The 15043-nt window shown below is 38.8% G+C and carries 15 protein-coding genes and 1 other RNA gene; 1 reads left to right on the forward strand and 15 read right to left on the reverse strand.

Annotation, left to right across the window (positions count from 1 at the left end; all coding sequences use genetic code 11):
- Positions 1 to 50: 50 nt before the first annotated feature.
- From STRINF_RS00405 to tgt, 12 genes are all read right to left on the reverse strand, one after another.
- Positions 51 to 722 (reverse strand): rhomboid family intramembrane serine protease, encoded by a 672-nt coding sequence (locus STRINF_RS00405; RefSeq protein WP_006531016.1) that lies wholly within the window; start codon positions 720 to 722, stop codon positions 51 to 53.
- Positions 719 to 1246, reverse strand: a complete 528-nt coding sequence (locus tag STRINF_RS00410) for a 5-formyltetrahydrofolate cyclo-ligase (protein ID WP_006531017.1) — start codon at positions 1244 to 1246, stop codon at positions 719 to 721. The genes STRINF_RS00405 and STRINF_RS00410 overlap by 4 nt, the downstream gene beginning before the upstream one ends.
- 288 nt (positions 1247 to 1534) lie before the next feature.
- Entirely contained in the window at positions 1535 to 2668 is a 1134-nt protein-coding gene (locus STRINF_RS00415) for an N-acetyldiaminopimelate deacetylase (protein ID WP_043878255.1), read from the reverse strand.
- A gap of 58 nt (positions 2669 to 2726) precedes the next feature.
- Complete coding sequence (gene dapD / locus STRINF_RS00420) at positions 2727 to 3425, reverse strand: 2,3,4,5-tetrahydropyridine-2,6-dicarboxylate N-acetyltransferase (protein ID WP_006531019.1); 699 nt, start codon at positions 3423 to 3425, stop codon at positions 2727 to 2729.
- Between the two features lie 296 nt (positions 3426 to 3721).
- The gene (locus STRINF_RS00425; protein ID WP_006531020.1) at positions 3722 to 4537 is read right to left on the reverse strand and encodes a hypothetical protein; all 816 of its coding nucleotides are present in this window, start codon (positions 4535 to 4537) and stop codon (positions 3722 to 3724) included.
- A 153-nt stretch (positions 4538 to 4690) separates the two neighbouring features.
- Positions 4691 to 6040 (reverse strand): glucose-6-phosphate isomerase, encoded by a 1350-nt coding sequence (locus STRINF_RS00430; protein ID WP_006531021.1) that lies wholly within the window; start codon positions 6038 to 6040, stop codon positions 4691 to 4693.
- Between the two features lie 320 nt (positions 6041 to 6360).
- Positions 6361 to 6446: signal recognition particle sRNA small type (gene ffs, locus STRINF_RS09725), an RNA gene on the reverse strand.
- A gap of 31 nt (positions 6447 to 6477) precedes the next feature.
- Positions 6478 to 6984 (reverse strand): tRNA adenosine(34) deaminase TadA, encoded by a 507-nt coding sequence (tadA, locus tag STRINF_RS00435; RefSeq protein WP_006531022.1) that lies wholly within the window; start codon positions 6982 to 6984, stop codon positions 6478 to 6480.
- Complete coding sequence (locus tag STRINF_RS00440) at positions 6984 to 7760, reverse strand: MBL fold metallo-hydrolase (RefSeq protein ID WP_006531023.1); 777 nt, start codon at positions 7758 to 7760, stop codon at positions 6984 to 6986. Before STRINF_RS00440 ends, tadA begins: the two co-directional genes overlap by 1 nt.
- A gap of 54 nt (positions 7761 to 7814) precedes the next feature.
- Positions 7815 to 8345, reverse strand: coding sequence for a biotin transporter BioY (locus tag STRINF_RS00445; protein ID WP_006531024.1), 531 nt, complete (start codon positions 8343 to 8345; stop codon positions 7815 to 7817).
- Positions 8346 to 8348: 3 nt separating this feature from the next.
- Positions 8349 to 8654 carry a CHY zinc finger protein gene (locus tag STRINF_RS09750; protein WP_006531025.1) on the reverse strand — a complete coding sequence of 102 codons (306 nt, stop codon included), beginning with the start codon at positions 8652 to 8654 and terminating at the stop codon, positions 8349 to 8351.
- Between the two features lie 130 nt (positions 8655 to 8784).
- On the reverse strand, positions 8785 to 9927 hold the full coding sequence (gene tgt / locus STRINF_RS00450) for a tRNA guanosine(34) transglycosylase Tgt (RefSeq protein ID WP_015695777.1): 1143 nt from the start codon (positions 9925 to 9927) through the stop codon (positions 8785 to 8787).
- 265 nt (positions 9928 to 10192) lie between these two features.
- Here tgt and STRINF_RS00455 point away from each other — a divergent pair, with 265 nt between their 5' ends.
- Entirely contained in the window at positions 10193 to 10945 is a 753-nt protein-coding gene (locus STRINF_RS00455) for a DUF975 family protein (protein ID WP_006531027.1), read from the forward strand.
- Between the two features lie 85 nt (positions 10946 to 11030).
- Here STRINF_RS00455 and perR read toward each other — a convergent pair whose 3' ends face one another.
- The 3 genes from perR to polA form a co-directional block, all read right to left on the reverse strand.
- The gene (gene perR, locus STRINF_RS00460) at positions 11031 to 11531 is read right to left on the reverse strand and encodes a peroxide-responsive transcriptional repressor PerR (RefSeq protein ID WP_006531028.1); all 501 of its coding nucleotides are present in this window, start codon (positions 11529 to 11531) and stop codon (positions 11031 to 11033) included.
- A 230-nt stretch (positions 11532 to 11761) separates the two neighbouring features.
- On the reverse strand, positions 11762 to 12184 hold the full coding sequence (locus STRINF_RS00465; protein ID WP_006531029.1) for a CoA-binding protein: 423 nt from the start codon (positions 12182 to 12184) through the stop codon (positions 11762 to 11764).
- 104 nt (positions 12185 to 12288) lie between these two features.
- On the reverse strand, positions 12289 to 14925 hold the full coding sequence (polA, locus tag STRINF_RS00470) for a DNA polymerase I (protein ID WP_043878256.1): 2637 nt from the start codon (positions 14923 to 14925) through the stop codon (positions 12289 to 12291).
- Positions 14926 to 15043 lie beyond the last annotated feature (118 nt).

Below are 15043 nucleotides of genomic sequence, written 5' to 3' on the forward strand. Positions count from 1 at the left end.
AATAAAAACGTTCCTCTAGTACTTTGTCTAGAGAACTTTTTATTATAACTTTAATGTAAAGCCAAGACAATCAAGAAAAGACTTAAGCCAACGTAAGCCGCTGCCGCCAACCAACGTTGCCATGGTTTAAACATACCTTTCTCCACAAGCGTTGGTAAAAAGATGGCACATAAGACACCCCCGACAAGACCACCAATATGACCAGCAATCCCAATACTTGGAGTAAATAAGTTGAAAATCAAATTCACAATAATCAAAGCTTGATAATTTCTACCAAGTTCTTTTAAATAAGGATTTCTTCCAAAATACCCAGCAACCATAATCGCTGCAAAAACGCCAAAAAGCGACGTTGAAGCTCCCGCAGCAATCACGTTTGGCGTAAAGAAAAGCGTAAAGATATTCCCAACAATTCCTGATAGAACATACAATGCTAAAAACTTGTGATGGCCCCAAATTTGCTCTGCTATTTGACCAACAAAATATAGCGTTAAAGCATTGAAAAAGAAATGCTCCCAACCGATGTGGACAAATATCGGTGTCACTAAGCGCCACAATTGACTTGGAAATAAACGTACGTAGGCACCGAACATCCCACCAGTATTAAAAATGGCTTGGTTGGATGTGGCATTTCCAAAATAAATTACCTGCATGGCTATAAAAACCAAAGTCGTTAGAGCCAGCAAAAAAATCGTCACTGGACTTTCTTTAATAACGTTTTTCATCGACTAAACACCTCCATAACAGCGACATCATGACTGTCTGGCTGAAACTCTACTTTCTGACACTCATAAATCGTACTGATTGTTTTGCCTTTATAATCCACTAAATACCTGTCATAATAGCCAGCTCCATATCCAATTCGAAAACCATCTTGGTTAAAACCAACGCCTGGCACATGAATCAAATCGATTTCTGACTTATCCACAGCTTTGTCACAAGCAGGTTCCCACAAGCCAAATGAAGTTTTCACCAAGTTATCCACATCATAGAGACAAAAAATCATTTTGCCGTGTGGGTAAGTCTTTGGAACTAAAATGGTTTTGCCATCTTTTTGAGCTTGTTTAATCAACAATTCGGTATTGTACTCAAAATCAAAAGCTAAATAAGTGGCAATAGTATTCGCTTTTTGATATGCAGAAGAGGCTAGCAAATCATCTAATAAAGCCATATCTTTCAAGGCTTTTTCTTTTCTATCTTGATGTTTTAAATGAGCAATGATACTCTTTCGTAAGGCTACTTTTTCCATGCTTTTATGATAACACAAAACCGAGATTTTACTCAGCAAAAACCTTAAAATTTACTTTAAGGTTTCTTTAAGGCTTCTCCGATATACTACATTTATCCTAAATAGCGGTTCTCCCAAACCGCTGGGAATTGGCTCTTTTGGAGTTATTCCCTTTTCATAAATCTCCTGGACATGATTGAAAAATCATGTCCATCCCTTTTTAAGCCGCTAGCTCCCAATAGCGGCTTTTTTTATTTTTCAAATACAAAAAAAGTAGCAAGACCAAAAACTTGCTAGCTTATTTTAGATTTAATGACTTGCTTTTTCTTTTAAGAAAGCTGATATTTCACTAACCGCAAATGAAAGAACTGCTTCATTTGGACTCATCTTAGGATGATGAAGAGCGTACGGTGTTTCAACACCCAACCAGAACATCACCCCTGGAATTTTATTTAACAAATAGCCAAAATCTTCTCCAGTCATAGCTGGCAAGCAGTCAATCAGATGAACAGCTTCGCGATTTCTGAAGAAGTCCATGGCCTCACGCGCCAATTCGGGATTATTTTCCACAGGGAGATAACCACCTTGTTTCAAATTAACCTCTACTTCCATTCCAAAGCTTGCTGCCACCCCTTTTGCAATCTCAGTCACACGCTTTTGAATTAAAAGGCTCATGTCTTGTGTCAAGGTACGAATGGTTCCATGCAGCTGCGCTGTTTCGGCAATGACATTATTAGTTGTCCCCGAGTGGAAAGAACCAAATGTGACGACACCGCCTTGAATCGGGTCTACATTTCGACTGACGATTGTCTGCACCTGAGTGACAAAATAGGACGCCGCAACCAAGGCATCGTTAGCTTCATGTGGAAAAGCAGCGTGACCACCTTTTCCTTTAAAAGTGATTAAGACCTCACAAGTCCCCGCAAATAGAGTTGAGGTATTTGTCGCGATAGTCCCAACCTTGAAATCAGGTCGCACATGCAAACCATAAAATTCATCTGGCTTCCAATCCCCAAAGGCATTGTCCTGATACATGAGCATGCCGCCTGCTTCATTTTCCTCTGCTGGTTGGAAAAGAAAGAGTAAATTATTTTTAGGCTGTACTTGCACCAATTCATTAAGTAAACCAAGCGCAACAGTCATGTGCATGTCATGCCCGCAAGCATGCATACGCCCCTCATGCTGGCTAGCAAACGCCAACCCAGTTTCTTCTACAATAGGCAAAGCATCAATATCTGTTCGCCAACCAATCGTCTTTTCAGGAGCTGAGCCATTTAAAAAGACAAGAATCCCAGTTCGCCAAGTACGCTGCTCTACAAAACCTTTTCCAGCCGTAATTTCTGCAATACGCTCCAAAAGATAAGCTTGTGTTTTAAATTCTTCCAAACCAATTTCAGGAATCTGGTGCAAATCACGGCGGATATTAACTAAATCTAAAGTCATATTTTTTCCTTTATTTTTTAAAAGCTTGAGAGAAGTTCTCAAGCCTTTACTTCCTTTATTACAAATTACGCAAAGCGTCTTCGAGTGCTGTTTTTTGTTGTGTTTTGGCATCAATTTCTTTAATGACACGCGCTGGAACACCTGCTACAACAACATTTTCAGGGACATCTTTGGTAACAATAGCTCCCGCAGCAACAACAGAACCATTACCGACTTGAACCCCTTCGATAACGACCGCATTAGCACCGACAAGAACGTTGTCTCCGATACGAACTGGGTCAGCTGAAGCTGGTTCAATTACACCTGCAAGAACGGCACCTGCACCGATATGGCTATTTTTACCAACAATGGCACGACCACCAAGAACAGCACCCATGTCAATCATTGTTCCTGCACCGATTTCAGCACCGATATTAATCACAGCTCCCATCATAACAACCGCATTGTCTTCGATTGTCACTTGGTCACGAATGATAGCCCCTGGTTCGATACGAGCATTAATATGGCGTTTATCAAGCAATGGCACAGCTGAGTTACGACCATCTTGTTCAACAACATAATCTTTATTTTCAGTCAAGTTTACCAAAAGTGGCTCAATGTCTTTCCAATCACCAAAAAGCACATTACCAAGCTTAATGACACTTTCTGGAACAGCTGCTGCTAATTCACCTTCAAATGTCACTTTAACATTTGTTTTTTTCTCCGCATTTCCGATAAATGCGATAATTTCTTGAGCAGTCATTTTTTGTGCAGTCATATTTAAGATACCCAGAGCGTTGAAGCGGTTCACAGAGCCTTTCAATCGAAAAAAGTAAAGCAGAACATCTACTACTAACCAGTTTTCCCTTTTAGCTCAGATACAGTTATTCAAAACTCCCCTTGCTAAACACTCAAATCCTTCTAATTCAAATTTTATTATATAATTTACTATTATAACAAATATTCAGAAAATTTGGAAAGGAATTTTTATTAAAAAATCACTCAGTAAAAAACTGAGTGATTAGGTATTATTAAAATACAAAATAACTTTTATTCACTAGCTAATTCTGTAAATTATCCATCAATATCTTCTACGTCTTTAGCCATCTTTTGTCTAAAGTCTCCTCTATACTCATTCATTCCCGAAAAATCTTCTGAAATTTTTCCGTCCAATAAATCTACAAATGTATCGGCTAATTTATTTCCCATTGGTTTAAATGTCATATAAGTTAGACCCCCAGAAATCACTCCACCAATTACTGGGACTACTTTAGTAATTGATTTCCCGATACTTTGTTTCGTAATTTTAAATCCTATGGTGCTACCTATTTTCTTAACAAGCGGATACCAAGCAGTCTTGGTTAAGGCTTGTTGTGCTACTTTCTTCCCAAGATTTTTTCCGGCCGTTTTAGATACATTAGCAATTAGGGCAGATGAACCGCCTGCTCCAAACATAATACCTAGATAGGCAACAATACGAATTCGTGCTTCCTCTGGTAGTTGATTATAATCTCCGCTAAATAACTCTTCTTCACCAAATAAATAAGCTATTTGCTGTGACAAATTTAGAGCAAAGCCAAAATATTGAACCACATCTGCTCCTCCAGATGCCAAAGCAGTAACTGGATTAGATGGAAGACCAGTTACAAAAGAAGCCACTGAAGTTTTATTAGTAGCATTAGCTATAACCCTATCAGCTCTTTTTCGCAAAGCTTGACTAGTAAAAACACTTTGAGGACCATCTTTTATAATATTCTCTAAGTACTTATCACCAGCAAATTCCTTTCTTAAAAACTCTTCTCGATTCACTTTTACAAAAGGTAACTGACTAGCTGCAGTAATTGTTTGAGTCATTACCTCATACATTTGATTTCGGTCATTACTTGTCATGCCTAATCTCCATTTTCCTTAAAATCTTCTACAACCATTATATATATATGATTTTGTCAATCGGTTTCATAGAATTTTTTAAGGAAATTTTAAGGATTTTTTCACGCAAAAAAAGCTCCCTTACGGAAGCTTTTTTATCTGTGTATTGATGAATTAAAGACGTGCGTTCAACTCAGCTGACAAGTCTTCAAATCCTGGTTTACCAAGAAGAGCAAACATGTTTTTCTTGTATGCTTCTACACCTGGTTGGTTGAATGGGTTAACAGCGTTAAGGTAACCTGAAAGACCGATAGCTAACTCGAAGAAGTAGATTGTGTAACCAAGAGTGAATTCATCTTGTTGAGGAAGTGTCAAGAACATGTTAGGTACGCCACCGTCTGTGTGAGCAAGAAGTACACCATCAGTTGCTTTTTTGTTTACAAAGTCAACGTCTTTACCTTGAAGGTATCCAAGACCGTCAAGATCTTCTGACAATTCAGGGATAACAACGTTTTTACGTGGTTTATCAACACGAACAACTGTTTCAAAGATGTTACGGTAACCTTCTTGGATAAATTGACCAAGTGAGTGAAGGTCAGTTGAGAAGTTAGCAGATGTTGGGTAGATACCTTTTTGGTGTTTACCTTCTGATTCACCAGCTAATTGTTTCCACCATTCACCAAAGTATTGAAGTGATGGTTCGTAGTTAGCCAAGATTTCAGTGATGTAACCTTTACGGTAAAGTACGTTACGAACTGCAGCGTATTGGTAAGCGATGTTTTCTGAGATTTCAGCAGAAGTCAATTCTTTACGAGCAGCGTTAGCACCGTTCATAAGAGCTTCGATATCGATACCAGCAGCAGCGATTGGAAGAAGACCTACAGCAGTCAATACTGAGAAACGTCCACCAATGTTATCTGGAACAACAAATGTTTCCCAATCGTTAGCAACAGCTTCAACTTTAACAGCGCCTTTAGCTTTATCAGTTGTAGCGTAGATACGTTTGTTAGCTTCTTCTTGACCGTATTTTTCAATCAAAAGTTCTTTGAATACACGGAAAGCGATAGCTGGTTCAGTTGTTGTACCAGATTTAGAGATAACGTTTACTGAGAAATCTTTATCTTTAACGTATTCAACAAGGTCTGCAAGGTAAGTTGAAGAAATTGAGTTACCAGCGTAAAGGATTTGTGGACCTTTACGGTCTGCAGATGCTTGAAGGTTATAGAAGTGGTTGCTCAAGAAGTCGATAGCCGCACGAGCTCCAAGGTAAGAACCACCGATACCGATAACAACAAGAACTTCGCTGTCTGATTGGATTTTAGCAGCAGCTTTTTGGATACGCGCAAATTCTTCTTTGTCATAGTTTTCAGGAAGGTCTAACCAACCAAGGAAGTCAGAACCTGGACCTGTACCTTTGCGCAAGTATTCGTCAGCAACGTTGACTTGTGTTTGCATGAAGTCGATTTCTTCTTGTTCGACGAATTGACCCAAAAGTTTTGAATAATCAAATTTAATATGTGTCATTACAATACTCCTCAAAAAATTAAATTTCTCTTTTATATTACTCTTTTATGCATGATTTTTCAATGATTTTTACTAAATTATCTCATTTAAATAAAGCGTTTACCAAGTTACTGAAAACTTTCATGAAACAACCATTTTGTGATGAAAATTTCACAGATTTTTACAGTTATAGCCACGTCACAACACAGATGACACTTGATTTATCTAAACGATTAAACACGATTAAAATATTTTAATTCCTGCCCCTATTTCGCCCCTTTAGTCTCTCAAATAAAAAAATAATCCTCTGAAACGATTGATTTCAAAGGGGTTAGTTTTATATAAAAAAAGAGCACACACCTACAATCGCTTAGGGCTGCTGGATTCCTCCCCTGACCCACTTCACGCGCAGATGTTGCTCCGAGAAATATTATATCATAATTTCTAGATTATGCAAACTAAGACTGTTCTTTGGCAGCTTGCTTGGCTGCTTTTTTCTTTTCACGGTTTTTACGGAAAAAATCTTGCATGATAGCTGCACATTCAGTCTCTAAAATCCCAGTCTCCACTTCCACTCGATGATTGAGACGAACGTCCGTCAGAATATCATAAAGACTGCCTGCACCGCCAAATTTTTGATTGGCAGCCCCATAAATCACTTGCGGAACGCGGGCAAGCCCAATAGCTCCGCTACACATCACGCAAGGTTCAATGGTCACAAATAGGGTGCTATCTAGTAAACGCCAACTACCTTCGTTTTCATTGGCATCATCAATCGCCATGATTTCAGCATGCAAAATGGCTTTCTGACGTTCTTCACGCGCATTGTGTCCACGTCCAATGATGTCACCGTTTTTCACGATAACACAGCCAATTGGGATTTCCTCTTTTGCTAGCGACTTTTGCGCTTCCTTGAGCGCTTCTCGCATGAAATATTCCTTTTCTTCTTGTGTAAATTCAGCCATTATAGCTCACCAAGTTGCCATGATTTGTGTGGCTCAGCCAAATCAACAGGAACACCGTCAGCATAATTTTCTGCTTCTTTTTTAAGCACTTGAAGGTGATTTTCGGCATCAATGCCTTGTGGTGGAACTGGTGGCGTATGCGTCAAGACAAGGGATGTCACACCTGCAGCCTTGGCAATTTGCCCTGCTTCTTTGGTTGTCAAATGCGCTGGATGATTTTCATTTCCCGCATAAAGGTAAACATCTGCCAAAAAGAGGTCAGCGCCTGCAGCAAATTTATCCAAACCTTCAAAATAGCCTGTATCACCAGTGAAAACAAGCGTTTGCCCTGTTGCACGTTCGACAATACGAAAAGCATAGCAAGGAACAGGGTGGACGGTTTTGATAAAGGTAATGTCGAATGGACCAATCTTCTCAACACCGTTGACATCATAGGACTTCCCTTGAGAAACGCCGTCTAAAGTCAGTTTAGCAAATTCTTGCTCATCTTCGGTGTGTCCGTAGATTGGCAAAATTTTAGGCTCCCAGAGATGTTTGGGATATAGTTGAAAATAATGGCGTAGCACGCCTAAATCAGCAACATGGTCAGGATGATAATGTGAAATAATCACCGCATCCAAGTCAAGTGGGCTGATTTCTTTTTCTAATTCTGTGACAGCACGGCTTCCGCAATCCATAAGCAATTGAAAACCGTCCTCACTCGTAACGAGATAAGAGGTCGTGCCGCCGTCTTTATATGGGTAAGCTCCCCAGCAACCAAGTGTTGTGAGTTTCATAATAGGCTCCTTCTTTGTTTACTTTACCCATATTATAACAAAAAATATGTCCTTTTACGCGAGAGCCAATTGTTCTTTGTATTTATAAGCGATAAGACTGGCAAGAATTGCTTTGATAGTATCCCCAGGAATAAAAGCAAGATTTGATAATAATGAGGTCATCAAAGGCATGTGCATATAAACTGACAAATAAATGGCCCCTAACAAATCAACAAACAAAACTCCGCCCACTAAAATCGCGATCACATTTCCAATAAACGATGACGTTTTAAAAGCTTTCAAAATCAAACTGATTAGCATTGGTACAAAAAACCAAGCCACCACATAACCAGCCGTCGGACCAGCTAAAACCGCAAAAAATGTACTCCCAGAAAAAGCTGGCAAAAACATCCCTAATAAGTAAAATAAGAGAATTGATAAACTTCCCTTCTTCCAGCCTAATAAAACACCAGCTAACATGACTCCCAAATTCTGCAAAACAATTGGAACAGGAATAAATCCCAGTGGAATGGCTGGAATGAATCCTAAAATAACCAAAATAGTTGCCATCATAGCAATGTAAAGTAAATCCCTGACGTTTTTCATAACCTACTCCTTTGAAAAATAAATAGTCTCATGTAACTGACACTTTGGATTAAAGGCATGGTGACAATAAGGACAAAATCCCTTTTTATACTCCGTAAAAGTTAACGTATGACGACAACTGCCGCAAAGCACTGGTGCATCATCATCTACCGAAACAGGCTCAAAAGGATGATTTCGCAACTGATCATGACACTGATAACAAGCAAAATATTCCTGACACTTGCTACATTTCAAAGCAACAACATCACATGCTGTATGATAGTGTCGACATCTTCCCTCACTATCAAGATCAACTCCATAAATCACCATAATAACCAACCTTTTAACAAAGTTTACTACTTCATTTTATTTTAGTCAACTACTTTTTGTATATAGGTTAACACTTTTTTGAGGTTCAAGTAAAAAAGCCTGAAACAATCGTTTCAAGCTTTATAATATATTAGAAATTACGGTCACTCTTATTGTAGCCATAACGTTCAAAGAAATCTTCACGGAATTCCAAAAGATTATCATCCATGATTGCTTGACGAACTTTTTTCATCAAGTTTACAAGGAAGTAAAGGTTATGGTAACTTGTTAAGCGAAGTCCAAAAGTTTCATCAGCTTTAAGAAGATGACGAATATAAGCACGTGTATAGTTACGACATGTGTAGCAATCACAATCATGATCAAGTGGTGTAAAGTCTTCGGCATAAGCTGCATTTTTAACCACTAAACGTCCTTCACTTGTCATACATGTTCCATTACGAGCGATACGTGTTGGAAGTACGCAATCAAACATGTCGACACCATGAATAACACCATCAATCAAGCTATCTGGTGCACCAACTCCCATAAGGTAACGTGGTTTACTTTCTGGCAACATTGGCACTGTGAAATCAAGCACAGCATTCATTTCTTTGTGTGATTCACCAACAGCAAGTCCACCGATTGAGTAACCTGGGAAATCCATACTTACCAAATCATTAGCTGATTGACGACGAAGGTCTTTGAAACCAGCTCCTTGAACGATACCAAAAAGTCCTTGGTCGTGCGGACGACGGTGAGCTTTCAAGCCACGCTCAGCCCAACGACTTGTACGTTCGATTGATTTTTTAACGTAATCATACGGTTGGTAGAATTGAGGGCATTCATCAAAACTCATCATGATATCTGAACCCAAGTTATTTTGGATTGAGATAGCTTTTTCTGGTGATAAGAACATTTTTTGACCATTGAGGTGGTTTTTAAAGGTAACACCTTCTTCGGTAATATTACGTGTCTCAGCTAATGAATACACTTGGAAACCACCACTATCTGTTAAAATAGCTTGGTCCCAATTCATGAATTTGTGAAGACCACCAGCACGAGCGATTAGCTCATCACCTGGACGCAACCATAGGTGATAAGTGTTTGATAGAATAATTCCTGAACCCATTTCTTTGAGTTCTTCTGGTGATTGTGTTTTAACTGTTGCTTGTGTACCAACAGGCATGAACATTGGTGTTGGGAAAGTCCCGTGTGGTGTGATAATTTCACCCAAACGAGCTCCAGTGTGTTTTTCTTTCTTAATTAAACGATATTTAATCGGATAATCTGTCATCTTTTTTCTCCTAGCTACCACAAAAAACAGTTGTGGGCATTTTTAATAGTCTCATGATTAGAAATAATCAGACTGAGAAAACCTCGGAAAAGCTTCCTAGATTCTTACAATATATTGCTTAAAAAGCGCAACCTTTACGATTTTACCAGAAATCACCTTTTTTGTCATGTTTACCTCTTTTCGTGTGACTTCTCTAATACAATGTGCTATAATGAAAGCGTGGAAGTAATTACATTTTAGGAAACTTTTTAAGGAGGTCCATATTATGAAAGCTTCAGAAACTCGTCGCAAAGCTAGGGAATTTTTGAAAACTCTCTCTGGCAAGTATCAATTGTTTATCGTTCCTATTATTTTAGCTATCCTTGCTGTCTCAATCAGTTACAAGGAAACTTATACTTACAATGGTACTGAATTTAGCATTACTGAATCCGTTCCAGGAATCATCAGCATCTTGTTAGCATTGTTCCTTGCATCAGCAAGTTACGCTGTTCTTGATGTCATGCGTCATAAATCCGACCATGTTGAAGTAGGCGACAATATGCGTGTCTTCTCCAATGAACTATTCGGTAAATACGTCATTACCGCTATTGTAAAATGGTTCTACATTTTCTTATGGTCATTGCTTGCATTTGTAGGTATGATTCTTCTTGTCGCAGGAGCTACAGCCGCTTCAAGCAAAGACAGTAATGTCGGACTCTTTGTTGCTTTACTTGGCTTTGTTCTTATGATTGCTGGTTTTATTCTTTCAATCATCAAACAATACTCATATGCCATGACTACATTTGTTCTTTACGATGCTGTCGCTGATGGTACCTATGATGGTCCAAACAGCGTTATCTCTAAGAGTAAAGAATTGATGAATGGCAACAAATGGCGCTACTTCTGCTTACAATTTAGCTTCATCGGTTGGTATATCTTGACTGGCCTAACATTTGGCTTGCTTCATTTCTATACACTTCCATACACTACAACTGCTACACTTTTCTTCTATGAAGATTTGCTAGATAAAGCAGAATAATAAATCATTAACAAGCAAAAAATCTCCAGTAATACTGGGGATTTTTTATGATTAAAAAGAGAGCCTGGAAATTTTCCCAAACTCTTTATTTATTATCTTCTCGGTAAGCCATGAAAGGTTCGCCGGCTGCTTTGAGCTTTTCTTGGCATTTTGGACAAATACCGTAGGCTGTCAATTGAACCTTAGTAATCATGTAGCCAGTTTGTTCATAAGCTTCTTTTCCAATATCAATAGCATCAACATCCATAAAGTCTGCAATATCGCCACAATATTTACAAACGATGTTAATGTGCTGGTGACCCATGAAGTCATAGTAGGTTGTTAGGTCGTTAGTCACTTTTAATTCAGCAACAAAACCTTCTTTAACCAAGACTTTCATGTTATTGTAAACCGTCGCCAAACTCATATTGGGATGTTCTGGCAAAAGGTCTTTATAAATCTTCTCAGCACTTGGGTGCTCATAGCTATTTATGATATAAGCGATAATGGCTTTACGAGTCTCCGTGATACGAATGTGCTTTCTCTTGAGATGCTCAATGACATTTTCATAGGCATCCAAAGGACGGTGATGGGTATGAATATCCATTATAGCTCTCCTGTTCTATTTATTAAGGTCATTATAACATAGTTTATCTGTCAGCCATCCTGACATGCTCATTCATTTTATTATAAAAATCTGACTATTTCAAGTTTTCATAGTAAAAGTTAACTATTTTTCTCAAAAAGGCTACTAATCTAGCATTTTTAGCCAATAAAAAATGAGAAAATTCATTTTGAAAGAATCTCCTCATTTTCACTATTGTTTTCAAAAAACTTTTACAAACCTTGGTATTCAATCTTAATACACTTGTTCATGACGATTTTATCACGTCCAGCAGCTTGTAAAATATCTGCAGCTTCTTGGCTTTCGAGTCCAAGTTGTGCCCAGAAGACATCAGCATCCGTTTCAATGAAATCTTTAGCAACTTCAGGGAGAAATTCACTGCGTCTAAAGATATCGACAATATCAATGTGGGCAGGAACATCTTGAAGCGAAGAATAGACGGTTTCACCAAGAACCTTTTGACCAGCAAGGCGAGGATTGACTGGAATAATGGTGTATCCTGCTTCCTGCATAATCTTTGAGACGCCATAAGCTGGGCTATTTTCACGATAAGACAAGCCAACAACTGCAATGGTTTTAGCATTTTTAAGATAAGATGCAATCACATCTTGGCTAGGGTTTTGAAATGATGTCATTTAGCTGCCTCCTTTTATTGGTTTTTTCTTAAGTATAGCAAATCATTGATTTTCTGCCTAGCAAAAAGGAAATGACTGTATCAGTCACTTCCTTTTCATTGTTTCTATTTTGCTTCGTACCATGTTTGGCCTGCGCTTTCGTCTGCTACTAGTGGGACTGAAAGTTCAATGGCTGATTCCATGGTTTCTTTGACTAATTTTTCAATAGCTTCTAGCTCGTCTTTTGGCACTTCAAGGATGATTTCATCGTGCACTTGTAGAAGCATTTTGGTCTTGAACCTACCATCAACAAGAGCTTTATCAAGGTTAATCATAGCAATTTTGAGAATATCAGCTGCGCTACCTTGAATTGGTGAGTTGATGGCTGTACGCTCTGCAAATTGACGTACGTTGAAATTGCGAGCATTGATATCTGGCAATTCGCGACGACGGTGGAAGAGCGTTTCAACATAGCCTTTATCTTTGGCATCACGCACCACGCGCTCCATGTAGTCTTTAATACCTGGGTAGCGTTCGAAGTAAGTCTCAATGTATTGTTTTGCCACTTTACGCGGGATACCAAGGTTGTTAGCAAGACCGTAATCAGAAATACCGTAAACAATACCGAAGTTAACAGCTTTGGCATTTCGACGGTCATTTGGTGTGACGTCTTCAGCTTTTTCGATACCAAAGACGCGCATAGCTGTTGAGGTATGAATATCTGCTCCTTCACGGAAAGCCGCAATCAAGTGTTCGTCATTTGAAATATGAGCTAGCACGCGCAACTCAATTTGTGAGTAGTCAGAACTTAAAAGCACTTCATCTGCTGTCTCTGGGACAAAAGCCTTACGAATCAAGCGACCTTGTTCCAAACGAACTGGAATGTTTTGCAAGTTAGGGTCAACACTAGACAAGCGACCTGTTTGTGTCAAATCTTGCAAATAACGCGTATGAATTTTGCCATCTTTCAAGATAAAATCTTGTAAACCAACAATGTAAGTTGATTGAAGTTTAGCGATTTGACGGTATTCCAAAATCTTAGACACGATTGGTGAGATTGGGGCCAAGCGTTCCAAGACATCTACTGCTGTTGAATAGCCTGTCTTAGTTTTCTTAGTGTAGCTTGTTGGCAATTGCATCTTGTCAAAAAGCAATTCTCCCAATTGTTTTGGTGAATTAATGTTAAATTCCATGCCAGCAAGGTCATAGATTTCTTGTGTTAACTCATCAATAACAGCTTGGTTAGCTTTTTCCATGTCTTGCAGTGTTTCTTTCTTAACCGAAATACCAGCGATTTCCATCTTAGCAAGAACGTTTGCAAGAGGTTGTTCCATGTCAAAAAGAAGGCTTGCTTGTTGATGCTCTGTCAACTTGTCTAGCATGGCTTTTTCAGAGTGGTTCAAAACGACAATCTTACGAGCCAGGTGGCTAAGAAGCACTGCTTTATCTGGCACCGCGCGTTTAGCCCCTTTACCATAAACCGCTTCATCGCTATCAAGAACATACTCTGTATAAAGACGAGCAATCGTTGATAATTCATTGTCATCCACGGTTGACAAGAGGTATTTCGCTAAGCGGCTGTCAAAAGCTGGCGCAGGCAAATCAATTCCTAAATGACTGAGAAGCACTTTGCTGCGTTTGAAATCATAAGTCTTGATTGGTTTAGCTAGCGCTGCTTTAAACAAATCGTCTTTTAGAAGGTCAAGGTTTGTTGAGGCATAGATTGCCTTGTCATTTCCCCAAGCAAAACCAATGATGTTTTCAACGTGGTAATTGTCACCTAAGATTTCAAAATAGAAAAATTGGTCATCGGTAAACATATCAGCGCTTAAGCTGTCCACTTCAGTGTAGGCAACGTCAAATTTTTCTTGTTTCTTAGTAGCACCAAGATTGTCTTTAAACTGTTTGAAGCCCATTTCATCATAAAATGGCACAAGTTTTTCTAAGTCTGGTCTGCTGTAATTAATATCATCTAAGCCAATCGCAATCGGCGCTGTGATGTTAATTGTCGCCAAGGTCTTAGATAAGAAAGCTTGCTCTTTATCATTAATCAAGTTTTCTTTCATCTTAGATTTCTTCATGCCGTCGATGTTTTCGTAAACACCTTCAAGACTTCCGTATTCTAAGAGAAGTTTTAGACCTGTTTTTTCACCGACTTTGGTAACACCAGGGATATTATCGGATTTATCACCCATAAGGGCTTTAAGGTCGATGAATTGTTTTGGCGTAATGCCCATTTTTTCCATGAGGTAAGCTGGGGTGAATTCTTCAAACTCAGCCACCCCTTTTTTAGATATTTCAACGGTTGTATTGTTATCTGCCAATTGGATAAGGTCTTTATCCCCACTGACAATGGTTACGTCGTATTCATCTTCATTTTCAGCCAATTTATCCAATGTTCCGATGATGTCATCAGCTTCATAGTTTTCCAATTCATACCACTTGATACCAAGCGCTGTTAACATTTCACGGATGTATGGCAATTGCTCACGGAATTCATCTGGTGTTTTAGCACGACCAGCTTTGTAGTCCTTGTACATTTCTGTACGGAAAGTCGTTTTTCCCGCATCAAAAGCTACCAAGACGTGCGTTGGCTGAATTCTTTCTAATAAATGATTGAGCATGAGGTGAAAACCGTAGATGGCATTGGTGTGCAGACCAGCACGGTTTTTAAAGCGATCAATCTGATTGTAAAGTGCAAAAAAGGCACGATAAGCAACGGATGACCCGTCAATTAATAATAATTTCTTCTTGTTTTCCATGGCTTTATTATACCACATCTTGAGCCTACATTTGGCTCTTAAAGATGTTTCAAAAAGAAGAAAAAATTTCTCCTTAAGCTTACTTTAAGCCACCCCACTTATACTATAGTCATTCCTA

Origin of the sequence: Streptococcus infantarius subsp. infantarius ATCC BAA-102 (genome assembly GCF_000154985.1) — a bacterium.
GTDB classification, from domain to species: Bacteria; Bacillota; Bacilli; order Lactobacillales; family Streptococcaceae; genus Streptococcus; species Streptococcus infantarius.

Bases quoted from the DNA above. Each gene is read 5' to 3' on its own strand.
- STRINF_RS00405 (WP_006531016.1), bottom strand. From the start codon at position 722: ATGAAAAACGTTATTAAAGAAAGTCCAGTGACGATTTTTTTGCTGGCT.
- STRINF_RS00410 (WP_006531017.1), bottom strand. From the start codon at position 1,246: ATGGAAAAAGTAGCCTTACGAAAGAGTATCATTGCTCATTTAAAACAT.
- STRINF_RS00415 (WP_043878255.1), bottom strand. From the start codon at position 2,668: ATGACTTTAGATTTAGTTAATATCCGCCGTGATTTGCACCAGATTCCT.
- dapD (WP_006531019.1), bottom strand. From the start codon at position 3,425: ATGACTGCACAAAAAATGACTGCTCAAGAAATTATCGCATTTATCGGA.
- STRINF_RS00425 (WP_006531020.1), bottom strand. From the start codon at position 4,537: ATGACAAGTAATGACCGAAATCAAATGTATGAGGTAATGACTCAAACA.
- STRINF_RS00430 (WP_006531021.1), bottom strand. From the start codon at position 6,040: ATGACACATATTAAATTTGATTATTCAAAACTTTTGGGTCAATTCGTC.
- tadA (WP_006531022.1), bottom strand. From the start codon at position 6,984: ATGGCTGAATTTACACAAGAAGAAAAGGAATATTTCATGCGAGAAGCG.
- STRINF_RS00440 (WP_006531023.1), bottom strand. From the start codon at position 7,760: ATGAAACTCACAACACTTGGTTGCTGGGGAGCTTACCCATATAAAGAC.
- STRINF_RS00445 (WP_006531024.1), bottom strand. From the start codon at position 8,345: ATGAAAAACGTCAGGGATTTACTTTACATTGCTATGATGGCAACTATT.
- STRINF_RS09750 (WP_006531025.1), bottom strand. From the start codon at position 8,654: ATGGTGATTTATGGAGTTGATCTTGATAGTGAGGGAAGATGTCGACAC.
- tgt (WP_015695777.1), bottom strand. From the start codon at position 9,927: ATGACAGATTATCCGATTAAATATCGTTTAATTAAGAAAGAAAAACAC.
- STRINF_RS00455 (WP_006531027.1), top strand. From the start codon at position 10,193: ATGAAAGCTTCAGAAACTCGTCGCAAAGCTAGGGAATTTTTGAAAACT.
- perR (WP_006531028.1), bottom strand. From the start codon at position 11,531: ATGGATATTCATACCCATCACCGTCCTTTGGATGCCTATGAAAATGTC.
- STRINF_RS00465 (WP_006531029.1), bottom strand. From the start codon at position 12,184: ATGACATCATTTCAAAACCCTAGCCAAGATGTGATTGCATCTTATCTT.
- polA (WP_043878256.1), bottom strand. From the start codon at position 14,925: ATGGAAAACAAGAAGAAATTATTATTAATTGACGGGTCATCCGTTGCT.